We start from the raw sequence: 11,380 nt of genomic DNA on the forward strand, positions 1-11,380 counted from the left end.
TGCCGATGAAGCTCGTCCAGCTCCGGATCTACTCCGGCGATCCCGAGACGCCCGGCGAGGCGGTCTACGTCGCCCCGGACAACGTCGGCATGGTGGAGAACGGCATGGCCGATCCGCCCGCCTCCCAGGTGTGGCTCAAGGTCGGCGTGCCGATGCTGCTGGTCGAGGGCTCGCCTGAGACCGTCGCGGCGCTGATCGCCGAGGACGGCATCCGCCGCACGCCGCCGCCGCCCCGCCCGCTTTCCGAGCCCCCGCGCCACCGCGCCGACGGCGTCTCCTGGCGCGCCTGACCCCTTCCGCCCGCCGGCGGCGCAGGTCGGCTTCCGTACCCTTCACGTCACGAGGACAGCATGTTCGACAACGATCTCGCCACCACCAGCGACAACGCCGAGGGCTTCACCCCCGAGGAGCAGGCCGCCTTCGACGCCTACGAGCGCGGCGAGGATGCGCCGTCGAGCGCTGCCGCGGCGCCGGCCGCCGAGGGCGCCCCGGCCGGTGGTGATGTTGCCTCGGCCGCCGCTGTCCCCGAGGCCGCCCCGGGCGAGGTCGTCGACCCCGAGACCGACGCCGCCACGGCCGACGAGAACAAGGGCAAATTCGTCCGCCACGGCGCGTTCCACCAGGAGCGCGAGCGCCGGAAGGCGGTCGAGAAGGAGCTGAACGACCTCCGCGAGAAGTACGCGCGCGGCGACGAGCGCCTGAAGCTGCTGAACGAGGCGATGCAGGCTCGGCCCGCGGCCGCCGCCCAGCCGGAGACCCCGCCAGCGCCGCCGAACCCCGACGAGGACATCTTCGGGTACGCCAAGCACCTGGAGAAGCAGATCGAGGAGCTGAAGAACGGCTTCACGCAGGAGACCACCCGCCAGCGCCAGGAGCGCGAGGTCGGCGAGGTCATCCGGGACTACCAGTCCGACCTCAACCGCTTCGCCTCAGCCGAGCCGACCTTCGCCGACGCGTTCCGCCACGTCATGCAGAGCCGGACGGCCGAGTATGCCGCGCTGGGCGTGCCGGAGGCGCAGATCCAGCAGGCGCTCCAGCAGGACGAGTTCCAGATCGCCCTCGAAGCCCGGAAGGCGGGCGTCTCGCCGGCGGAGCGCATCTTCCAGATCGCCAAGGCCCGCGGGTTCACCCCGAAGGCCCCGGAGCCCGCGCCCGCCCCCGCGCCGGTCGAGACCCCGGCGCAGAAGGTCGAGCGCGTCGCCGCCGGCCAGGCCGGTCCGGGCAAGTCGCTGTCGGCCGCCGGCGGCGCGCCGGCCGGCGAGGTCACGTTCGAGATGCTGGCCGCGATGAGCGAGAAGGACTTCGAGGCGTTCGCCACGAAGAACCCGGACAAGCTGGCCCGTCTGATGGGCGCGGAGGCCTGATCCGATGCGGCGCGCCTGCCTCGTCGTCGCGCTGGCGGCCCTCCTGACGGGGGCAGCCCGCGCGGCGCCTCCGATGGAGACCAACCAGCTCGTGGACGGCACGGGCGCGCCGATCGGCGTCGGCTCGAACCCGCTGGCGGCCAACCCGCCCGCGACCGGCGCCTTCAGCGTCGCCCGGGTGTCGGGGATCGGCACGGCCGGCGTGCTGGTGTCGGCCGCCGACCCGGTCAGCCGCCGCACCGTGACGAACACCGGCTCCGTGGCGTGCGAGATCATGCCGGGCGCCGCGGCTTACGGGACCGGCTACCCGATCGCCCCGGGCGGCTCGTTCACCTTCGACGCTGCCGGGCGGACCACGGCGGCGATCTACGCGGCCTGCTCTGCCTCGGGCGGCTCCGTCGCCGTGATGAGCTACTGAGTCCGGCCGTGCGCGCGCTCCTGCTGTTCCTTCTGCTCGCGTCCGCCCCGGCCCTCGCGGCGGGGCCCGGCGCCAGCCCGCCCGATCTGTCGGCCTACGCGACTACGGCCCAGGTCCCGGCACCCTGCGGCGCGGTCCCGACCGCCGACACGCTGCTGGGCTCGACCGGCTCGGCCGGCTGCTACGTGCCGAAGGATGCCTCGCGCCCGACGTCGGTCCAGGCGGCGAACGTGGTCACGAACGCCAGCGACGGATCCTGGTCGGTCACATGGGCCCGGCCCTTCACCTCGGCCGCGCCCGTGGTGCTGCCGATCCCGATCAATGCCGGCTCGCTGCCGCTGGTCTGCAACGTGATCTCGCGCTCCGCCACGGCCGCGACCGGGAAGTGCTGGCAGTCGACGACGACGACGCTCAGTGGCACGCTGATCGGGCTCCTCGTGAACCCCTTCGGCTCGCCTGCCGCCAGCGCGGCGGTGATGATCGTCGGCCGTGAGCCGACGCAGTAGGATCCGCTTGACCCGACGGGCGAAACACCGGATATCGCCATGGTCGCGTGACGTGCGGGCCTGAGGCCCCGTCCCGCATCCCATCAGTTTCCGACCGGCCCGCGCGCCGCACCCTGCTGTTCCCAGCGGGGCGCTTTCGCGTGTCCGGTCGTCCGATTGGCCCCCGTCACAGGGCTCGCCTGGCCGCGTCACAGCCTTCGTCCGCGCCACGTCACGGCGCCCGTCCGATCACCGTCCCCAACGGTCACCTGGGGCCCGGCTTCCGTCCGCGCGGCGACGACACGGCCCGCACGCACCCCTCCCCACGGAATCCAGCCTTCAGAGGCACCCCCATGTTCACGAACTTCGGCATCGGCGATCCGATGGCCCAGAAGCTGTGGAGCAAGAAGCTCGCAGTGGAGGCCAACAAGTCCATCGACATCGACCCGCTGGTCGGCACCTCCGACGGATCCATCATCCAGGAGAAGACCGAGACCAAGAAGGGCAACGGTGACCAGGTCACCTTCGGCCTGCGCATGCAGCTCAAGGGCGACGGCTTCACCTCCGACGACGTCGCCGAGGGTAACGGCGAGCAGCTCGGCACCAACTCCGACAAGGTGACGATCGACGAGCTCGGCCACGTGGTCGGCGTGAAGTCGGACAACACCATCGACGCGCAGCGCGTGCCCTTCAACCTGCGTGAGCAGGCCCGCTCCGGCATCGCCGACTGGTTCCAGACCCGTCGCGCGAAGATCTTCTTCGCCCACGTCTGCGGCTACACCCCGGTGAATGCGCTGCCGGGCAAGAACGCCCGGAAGTACAACGGCAACAACCTCGTCACGGCCCCGTCCGCCGGTCGCATCCTGCGTCCGAACGGCCGCGCCAACGACGCGGCCCTCGTCGCCGGCGACATCTTCACCCTCAGCCTGATCGACCAGGCGGTGGAGCTGGCGAAGACCGGCGGCGCGGCGGGCAAGGTGATGATCCGCCCCGTCGTGGTCGACGGCCAGAAGGTCTACGTGATGTACCTGCACTCCACGCAGGTCACCTCGCTCCGGACCAACACCGCGGCCGGCCAGTGGCTCGACATCCAGAAGGCCGCAATGGCCGGCATGCAGTCGAGCAAGAGCCCGATCTTCTCGGGCGCGCTCGGCATGTACAACGGCGTCGTGCTCCGTGAGGCCCAGGACGTCACGCAGGGCGTGTCGGTCGACGGCACCCAGGCCGTGGCCAACACCCGCCGCGCCGTCCTCCTCGGCGCCCAGGCCGCGACCGTGGCCTACGGCAAGGCCGGCGGCGACGAGCGCTACCGCTGGAACGAGGAGCTCTACGACCACAAGCGGAACCTCGAGGTCTCCGCCTGGGCGATCTGGGGCCTGAAGAAGACGACCTTCAACGGCGACGACTTCGGCGTCATCACCGTCCCGACCTACGCCGCGCCCGCCGGCTAAGCCTCCGCCGCTCCAGCCTGACGGCTGACCCGGGCCGGGGCCTCGCGCTCCGGCCCGTCCCGCCTTTCCCCCGATCCGTCTGAACAGGAGGTCCTCGTGACCACCAACGTCCCCCCCGCCTCCCCGTCGGTGCGCGAGTACCGCCGACAGGAGTCGCAGTACATCCGCCTGACCGTCACCTTCGCCAACGGCGCCTTCGTCCTGCCGGCCTCGCTCCCGGCCGGCGCGCTGATCACCTCGCTCCTGGTGCTCGTCGAGACCGCCTTCACGGCCGGCGCCTCGATGCTGCTCGGCACGAGCGTCGGCGGCAACGACCTCGCGGCCGCCGGCGACACCGCCGTCACCGCGGCGGGCGTGAAGCGCATCGACACCGCCACCCTGAAGGGCCGGCTCGCCGCCGACACGCCGATCTACGGCACGATCGCCGGCGGCCCGGCCGCGGGCGTGGCCACCATCGTGCTGCACTACGCCCCGAACAACGACGGCTGATGCACGCCGCGCTCTGGGTGCTGCACGCGGGCGCACACGCGCTCGCCGAGGCGCCCATCCCGGCCCCGGCCTCCGCGCCGGAGCCGGCCCCTCTTCCCCAGCCCGACCGCCAGCCCGAGCCCGCGCCTGCCGCGCCTCGGAAGCCCGCGCGCCGCTCGAAGGGCCGCCGATGACCCCGCACTGGTTCGCGCGCCTCGTCGGCGCCGTGCTCCTGCTCGCGCCATCGCTGGCGTCAGCTCAGTCCGCGCTCCAGCAGCCGATCGTCGCCGCTGGCCCCGGCGTCTTGGTCGATCCGCTGCCAGCGGCCCTGACCAAGCTCTACCAGAACGACCTCTACCTCCAGGGCCTGATCACGGGGCCGCTGCCGCAAGTGGTGGCCCTGCAGCAGCAACTCGCCACGCTTCAGGCGAGCGGCAACGTCGCGACCGCCTCGAAGCTGCAGACCGCGCGCACCCTGTCCTTCACGAGCGACGCAGTGGGCTCGATGACGTTCGACGGCTCGGCCAACGCCTCGGCCGCGCTGACGCTGGCAGCCACCGGCGTGTCGGCCGGGACCTACGGATCCGGTAACCTCGTCCCTGTCGTCACAGTCGACGCCAAGGGCAGGATCACCGGCATCAGCACCGCGGCGCCTGCCCCGGCCAGCGTGGCGGCAGGCACGGTCGTCGCCAACCTGACCGGCGCCACGGCCGTGCCGACTGGGGCGACGCTCTCGGCGGTCCTGGATTACGGCCTGGGCGCGACGCGTGCGACGATCCCGGTTCGGGGTGCGTCAGGCTGGTCCGGCGTCACGCCGACCCTGTCGGGCTGCACGTTCCAGTTCAACGGCACCGACACGGTCTGCACCTCCGCCTCACCCGGGGCAGGTGCGGTCCGGTACGACCTGAGCCAGGGCCTGACATCGGCCCAGCAGGCCCAGGCGCGCAGCAACGTCGCCGGCGCGGCTTCGGGCGCGAACACCGACATCACCAGCTTGAGCGCGCCCGCGCTTGGGGCAGCCACCGCGACCACGGCCGCGGCCGGGGACAACAGCACGCTGGTGGCGACGACGGGCTTTGTCCGTGCGGCCATCACGTCGGTTCCCGTGGGCCAAGTGCGCCTCGCCTACACCAGCACGACGACGCTGACCGCCAAGCCGTTCAACGGCAACCTGATCATGATCGGGGGCGTCTACCGGACGATCCCGAGCGCGGGCTTCACGTGCTCGAACGCCGGCCAGACTGCAGCGACGCTGACCTACCAGTACGCCTACTGGACCGGATCGGCCGTGGCCTGCGAGGTGGTGACGACCGGGCACGTCACCGACGCGACGACCGGCACGGAGATCAAGTCCGGCGACAGCAGCCGCACGCTGATCGGGATGGCCTACATGGATGCCGGATCGCCCGGCACCTTCGCCGATACGGCGACGAAGCGGTATGTCGCGTCGTGGTTCAACCGGGCATCACGGCCGTTCGCGACCGGCGGTGTCTCCGGCTCGACGGCCTCCCCCACCGCGACGGAGATGGCCACCTTCCGCGCCTCGTTCCTGACATGGGCGGACGAGGCCGTGGACGCCAAGGGGGTCGGGTACGGTGTGAACAGTACGGCGGCGGCTACGTCCTCGGCGCTGCTGTCCGTAGACGGCAGCGCGATCACCGTGCCGAGCACCTACTCCACGCCGGCCGCGGGCGGCTATTCCGGCCCGTTCAGTGTCGCCAACAGCGCCTTCCGCTCGGAGGGCCTCCACACCGTCAGCCTGTTCGGGTCCGCCAATACGGGGACCACGAACTTCAGCGGCGAGGTGAGCGGGATGGTGCGCCAATGACCGACGCTCTCAAGATCGGCCCGACCTTCGCCTCCGAGTTGTCGGCCGCCGGCATCCCGCTCGACGGCATCTCCTGGGATCCGGTCAACGGCGTCATCCTTTCCTGCCCGGATGCGGAAAGGGCGCGGGCCGCGACCGTGCTGGCCGCCCACGATCCCAGCAGGGAGCTGCCCGACAACCGGGTCAACTTCCTCGGCTTCATGGCGCTGTTCACGGCCCCCGAGCAGGCCGCCATCGTCAACAGCACGGACCCACGGATCAAGCTGTTCTGCCTGATGGCGGCCGGGGCTCAGTTCGTGGACCTGACGGACCCTCGCGTCGTCGCCGGCACGCAGCTTCTGGAGAGCCTCGGCCTGATCGGCACGGGCCGCGCCGCGCAGGTCCTCGCCGTCGGCTGATCTTCGGTCTGAGGGCATCGTCCCCTCATCCCGCTCCTCGCTCCCCGCCTCGAGGGTCCGATGGCCTACGACATGACGCAATTCCACCTCGGGCTGGTCGACAGCTACGGGGGCCGCCAACCAGTGCCCGGCGCTGTGGCGCTGGTCGGCGACAGCCGGCACTTCATCCCGACCTGGGACAGCCTCGCCGGACGGCGGGTGATCTCCTGCGCGTTGCCGGGGGCGACCATCGGCATCGTCGCCAATCTCGGCGGCGCCTGCGTGCTGAACAGCCAAGCCGGCGTCGCGGTCACCCAGGTCGGCATCAACAACGTCTGGGTGCCGGTCGACGACGCGCAGTGGCGGACCTACGAGGCCGACACCGGGCGACTGCTCGACAATGTCCGCGCGCAGGGTCCGCGCCCCATCCTTGCGCTGCCGTACCCGCCCGAGAACGGCAAAGGCCTCGGTGATCTTGGATGGCGGGTCTGGCAGCTCCGGGACAACATCATCCCGGCGATGAAACGGCAGGCCGCGGCCCGCAACGTGCCGGTGATCGACCTCTTCACCGAGTTCGCGCTGTGGGACGGCACCGCCAAGCCCGGGACGACGAAGGACGGCATCCACCCGTCCGACGCGACCCTCGCGCGCTGCCACGACCTGTACGAAGCCGCGATCCTAAGTGCGTGCGGCCCGGTCGCCGCCGCGGCGTGATCACCATCCTCTGAGAGCAGGCCGCGTCATGTCCTCTGGGCTGTTCCCCGACTCCACCGCGCAGGTGAAGTCGGCCTTCGCTGCGACCGTCGACAATCCGCTGATCCTGGCCGACGGTACGTCGAGCGACGACGGCTCGCCCACCCTGCTGCGGATGGTCAACCAAATCGTCGAGGAGCTCGACCGGCCCGATCTCATCGGCGCGGTCCGCAACGCGATCCGGCACGCGATCGGCTTCTGGCAGCGGGAGCGTTTCGCCTTCAACGACGGCGTGCTGGAGTTCGTCACCGTGGCTGGGCAGGCCGGCTACGGCGGCGCCGACCTCGCCGGGCAGAACGTCATGCTGGCGATCGATAGCGCCGTGGCGATCGATGGCTCGAACACCACCTGGAAGCTGAAGCCCGTTGCGCTCGCGAGCCTGGAGGCGCTGGGCGACCAGGATCAGGCCGGGCAGCCCGCCTACTTCGCCAAGTTCTCGGAGGGCTACCGGCTCTTCCCGATCCCGGATCAGGTCTACACGATCCGCTTTACCGGCCATGTCCGGCTCGGCGCGCCCGCGACCGATGCCGACACGAACGCCTGGGTCGACGAGGCCTACGACCTCATCGCAGCCTACGCGAAGCGCTACCTCGCCCTGCATCGCCTCAAGGATCCCGGCCTGAAGCAGGCGATGGATACGGCCGTGCAGGAGGCCTCGACCTCGCTGAAGGGGCTGGCGACCACGATGGCCGGTACCGGCGTCGTGCAGAGCTACGACCTGTGAAGATCCCGCTCCCACCCTGGGCGCCCGACGTCGCCTCGAACGACGCGCAGGCGACAGCGATCGCGCTCAACGTGTTCCCGCGCCCGGACGGGTACGGCCCGGTGCCCTCGCCCCGCGCGGCGACGCCGGCGCTGCCCGGCCCGTGCCGCGGCGCCATCGCGGTGCGCACGGCGGTCGGCGCCTGGACCGTCTATGCAGGCACGGCGACGAAGCTCTACCGACTCGACCTCGGCGCGCTCGCCTGGTCCGACGTGTCCGGCCCCTCGGCCTACAGCGTGCCGGAGGGGGATTACTGGTCGTTCGCGCTCTACGGGTCGACGCTGATCGCCACCCACACCGGCGCTCGTCCGCAGGAGATCATCATCGACGCGGCGGGGGCGAAGTTCGCCGACCTCGCGTCCACGGCGGGCAACCCGCCGCCCTTCGCCCGCTTCGTCACGGTCGTGAACGAGTTCGTGGTGTTCGGAGGGCTCCTCGGGAACGAGGCGGCGGTGCAGTGGTCCGCGCTCGGCAACCCGCACGAGTGGATCCCGGGCGTGCACGGCTCGGACATCCAGATCCTGCCGGATGGCGGCTCGGTCACGGGCCTCGTCGGCGGCGAGACGGTGGTGATCTTCCAGGAGAGGGCCATCCAGCAGCTCGTGTTCGCCCCGGGCACGGCCGAGATCTTCCAGCGATCCAAGCTGGAGAGCGACCGTGGCGCGGTGGCGCCCTGGTCCGTACTCAAGATCGGCCCGACGATCTTCTACCTAGACCGCGACGGCATCTACGCGTTCGCGGCCGGCGTCTCGGTCCCGATCGGGAAGAACCGCGTCAACGGCTGGATGCAGGCCCTGCGCGACCCGACCTTCATCCACACCTGCGTGGCTTGCCCGGATCCGACCGGCAACCGCGTGCTGTTTGCCTTCAAGAGCAACCGCGTCTCGGACACGACGCTCCTCGATGCCTGCATCGTCTACGATTATGTGCAGGACCGCTGGACCCAGGTCGACCTCACGATCCGACACTGGCTGCGCGTGCAGACGGCGCCGATCAGCTTCGACTCCATCGACGAGGACATGGACGCCGGCACCACGCCCTATGACTTCGCGGGCGGCCTCTCGGCAGACTCCGCGATCTTCTCGGGTGGCGTGCCGCTGATCGGGACGTTCGGCCTCGACAACCGGCTCTCGCTCCTCGAGGGCCCGAGCCTGGAGGCGCTGATCGAGACCGCGGACGCGCAGCTCGCCCGACTGCGCCGCGCCTATGCCCGCGGCCTGCGCCCCGACACGGACGCGGACACCTGGACGGCGTCGGTCGGCACGCGGGAGAGCCTCGCGGTGAGCGTGCCGGTGCGGTGGCGGCCTGAGACCGGGCCGAACACGCAGCGGTTCGCCCCCTGCCATGCCTCGGGGCGCTACCACCGGGCGCGGTTGCGGATCGCGGCCGGTGACGGGTGGACCTATGCCACCGCCATCGAGCCCGATGCGGTACCGGAGGGCTCGCAGTGAAGGTCCCGGCGCGCGGCGGTGCGCTCACCGCTCAGAACCTCGACCTTCACGGCGACGCCATCCGCGATCTCGCCACGGGCGGCACCAACGCGGGCGGATCGGTGACGCTCGCCGCCAACGCGGCCAGCACGCCCGTCGAGAACATGGTCTGCGCCGACGGCGCAATGGTGGTGCTGTCGCCGCGGAGCGCCAGCGCGGCCGCGGCCAAGGTCTGGGTGCAGTCGACCGCCAAGGGCACCTTCACGCTCGGCCACGACCAGTCCGCAGCGACCGACCGCACCTTCGATTACGAGATCAGGCGCCGCGGATGATCCTCACGCCCGTGCCCGCCGACCAGGTCGATGCGATCTGGCCGGTAGCGGAGCCATGGCTGGCGCGCGTCTGCGCCCGGCCGGAATCCGACCTGACCCTGGACGGTCTGCGCGCGCTGTGCCGGGCCGGCCAGGGACAGCTCGTGCTCATCGGGCCGGCCGCCGGCGCGTCGGTCGCGGCCGGCGTCACGCAGGTCCGCGAGCACGCCGACCGCACACGCTCCTGCTGGGTGCTCGCCGTCGGTGGCGCCGGCGCGCGGGCGTGGCGGGACACGCTCTCCCTCATCGAGGCCGGTGCGCGCCGCCTCGGCTGCGCCACTGTCGAGTTCGCCGGCCGGTCCGGCTGGGCCGGGCTGCTGCCCGATTACGACGCCTACACGCATTTCCGGAAGGCACTCTGATGGGCGGCTCTACCCAGACCCAGACCTCGCAGCAGCACTCCGAGACGCAGCCGTGGGCTCCGGCGATCCCGGGCCTGCAGGCGGTCATCAGCGATGCGGGCAAGCTGTACAACGGCGGCTCGGGCACCGGCATCTACTCGGGCCCGCGGGTCGCGCAGCTCGGCGACGATGCCCTGACCGGCCTCCAGTCGATCCGCGATCAGTTCGCCTCGGACAACGCCGCGCCGCAGGGCATCTCGTTCGCCCAGAGCCTGCTCGGCTCGAACGGGATCTCGCCGACCACGGCGCAGGGACTGTCGATGCTGTCGGCCGTCCCGAACGTCGACACGTCGCGGCTGTCGGGCCTCGCAGACCGGATCGGATCCGCGTCGAACCCGATCAACCAAACTGCCGCTTCGTTCATGAGCGGCGCCAGGGATCTCACCACCATCCCGCAGCTCGACCAGCTCTTCGCGAAGTCGCAGGCGCCCTCGGCCGCGGAGACGAACCTGTCGGGCATCGCCGCCGGTGACAGCCTGGATCCGACCAAGAACGCGATCTTTCAGAAGCTCGTTCAGACCTCCTCCGACAACGCTCTCCAGGCGCAGAAGGAGGCGTTCGCGGCGTCCGGCCGGTACGGCTCGGGCGCGTTCGCCGGAGCGACCACCAAGGCGGTGAACGACACGCAGAGCCAGCTCTACGCGTCGCAGTACAATACCGAGGCCCAGCGCCAGCTCGCGGCCAACTCGCAGATCGACGCCGCGCGGCAGGCTGCCTCGCAGCTCGGCCTCGGGATCACGAACGCGAAGTCGGGCGTCGAGAGCACGAACAACCAGCAGCGCCTCGCCGGCGCTCAGCTCGGGCAGGCGCAGCAGGGGCAGGAAGCTGGCGTGCTTGGGCAGGTGCTCGACGGCGACAAGTTCAACTCGAACCTCGGCGTCACGAAGGCCCAGGGCTTCATCGGCGCGGGCCAGACCGGGCAGAGCCAGGCGCTCCAGGCGGCCTCCATGCTGCCGGCGCTCGACGCCGCCCGGTACGCGCCCGCGCAGCAGATGCTCGGTGTCGGTTCGATCCTGCAGGGCCAGGATCAGGCGAACATCGGCGCGGCCCAGCAGGTCTTCGACGAGACCAACCAAATGCCCTGGCAGAACCTCGACCGCTACGCCGGCCTGATGGGCGGCATGGCGGGCCTGGGCGGCACGACGGATTCCTACGGTCGGACCCAGACCCGGACGCAGCAGTCGCTCGGCTCAACGCTGCTCGGCGGCGCCCTCGGCATCGGCGGCCTGATCTCAAAGTTCGCCGGCGGCGGTCTCTTCGGCTGACGGGAG

14 protein-coding genes are annotated in these 11,380 nt (G+C 71.2%); all 14 read left to right on the plus strand.

Annotated features, from left to right (window positions below; translation table 11 throughout):
* Nucleotides 1-5: 5 nt before the first annotated feature.
* The 14 genes from ACX9MN_RS21960 to ACX9MN_RS22025 all read left to right on the plus strand — a co-directional run bounded on the left by ACX9MN_RS21960 (nucleotide 6) and on the right by ACX9MN_RS22025 (nucleotide 11,374).
* Nucleotides 6-290 (plus strand): hypothetical protein, encoded by a 285-nt coding sequence (locus tag ACX9MN_RS21960; RefSeq protein WP_489725446.1) that lies wholly within the window; start codon nucleotides 6-8, stop codon nucleotides 288-290.
* Nucleotides 291-350: 60 nt separating this feature from the next.
* Entirely contained in the window at nucleotides 351-1,364 is a 1,014-nt protein-coding gene (locus tag ACX9MN_RS21965) for a hypothetical protein (RefSeq protein ID WP_489725447.1), read from the plus strand.
* A 4-nt stretch (nucleotides 1,365-1,368) separates the two neighbouring features.
* Nucleotides 1,369-1,782, plus strand: coding sequence for a hypothetical protein (locus ACX9MN_RS21970; protein WP_489725448.1), 414 nt, complete (start codon nucleotides 1,369-1,371; stop codon nucleotides 1,780-1,782).
* 8 nt (nucleotides 1,783-1,790) lie between these two features.
* Nucleotides 1,791-2,288 carry a hypothetical protein gene (locus ACX9MN_RS21975; protein WP_489725449.1) on the plus strand — a complete coding sequence of 166 codons (498 nt, stop codon included), beginning with the start codon at nucleotides 1,791-1,793 and terminating at the stop codon, nucleotides 2,286-2,288.
* 332 nt (nucleotides 2,289-2,620) lie between these two features.
* Complete coding sequence (locus ACX9MN_RS21980) at nucleotides 2,621-3,718, plus strand: N4-gp56 family major capsid protein (protein WP_489725450.1); 1,098 nt, start codon at nucleotides 2,621-2,623, stop codon at nucleotides 3,716-3,718.
* 96 nt (nucleotides 3,719-3,814) lie between these two features.
* Nucleotides 3,815-4,207, plus strand: a complete 393-nt coding sequence (locus ACX9MN_RS21985; protein ID WP_489725451.1) for a hypothetical protein — start codon at nucleotides 3,815-3,817, stop codon at nucleotides 4,205-4,207.
* Nucleotides 4,208-4,376: 169 nt separating this feature from the next.
* Nucleotides 4,377-6,014 carry a hypothetical protein gene (locus ACX9MN_RS21990; RefSeq protein WP_489725452.1) on the plus strand — a complete coding sequence of 546 codons (1,638 nt, stop codon included), beginning with the start codon at nucleotides 4,377-4,379 and terminating at the stop codon, nucleotides 6,012-6,014.
* Nucleotides 6,011-6,412 carry a hypothetical protein gene (locus tag ACX9MN_RS21995; RefSeq protein ID WP_489725453.1) on the plus strand — a complete coding sequence of 134 codons (402 nt, stop codon included), beginning with the start codon at nucleotides 6,011-6,013 and terminating at the stop codon, nucleotides 6,410-6,412. Before ACX9MN_RS21990 ends, ACX9MN_RS21995 begins: the two co-directional genes overlap by 4 nt.
* 60 nt (nucleotides 6,413-6,472) lie before the next feature.
* The gene (locus ACX9MN_RS22000; protein ID WP_489725454.1) at nucleotides 6,473-7,105 is read left to right on the plus strand and encodes an SGNH/GDSL hydrolase family protein; all 633 of its coding nucleotides are present in this window, start codon (nucleotides 6,473-6,475) and stop codon (nucleotides 7,103-7,105) included.
* Between the two features lie 28 nt (nucleotides 7,106-7,133).
* On the plus strand, nucleotides 7,134-7,868 hold the full coding sequence (locus ACX9MN_RS22005; RefSeq protein ID WP_489725455.1) for a hypothetical protein: 735 nt from the start codon (nucleotides 7,134-7,136) through the stop codon (nucleotides 7,866-7,868).
* Nucleotides 7,865-9,358 (plus strand): hypothetical protein, encoded by a 1,494-nt coding sequence (locus ACX9MN_RS22010; RefSeq protein WP_489725456.1) that lies wholly within the window; start codon nucleotides 7,865-7,867, stop codon nucleotides 9,356-9,358. Before ACX9MN_RS22005 ends, ACX9MN_RS22010 begins: the two co-directional genes overlap by 4 nt.
* Nucleotides 9,355-9,669, plus strand: a complete 315-nt coding sequence (locus ACX9MN_RS22015; RefSeq protein ID WP_489725457.1) for a hypothetical protein — start codon at nucleotides 9,355-9,357, stop codon at nucleotides 9,667-9,669. The genes ACX9MN_RS22010 and ACX9MN_RS22015 overlap by 4 nt, the downstream gene beginning before the upstream one ends.
* Complete coding sequence (locus ACX9MN_RS22020) at nucleotides 9,666-10,070, plus strand: hypothetical protein (RefSeq protein WP_489725458.1); 405 nt, start codon at nucleotides 9,666-9,668, stop codon at nucleotides 10,068-10,070. Before ACX9MN_RS22015 ends, ACX9MN_RS22020 begins: the two co-directional genes overlap by 4 nt.
* A complete protein-coding gene (locus tag ACX9MN_RS22025) occupies nucleotides 10,070-11,374 on the plus strand; it encodes a hypothetical protein (RefSeq protein ID WP_489725459.1) in 1,305 nt (434 codons plus the stop codon). Before ACX9MN_RS22020 ends, ACX9MN_RS22025 begins: the two co-directional genes overlap by 1 nt.
* Nucleotides 11,375-11,380 lie beyond the last annotated feature (6 nt).

The organism is Methylobacterium sp. 1A (assembly GCF_058072805.1).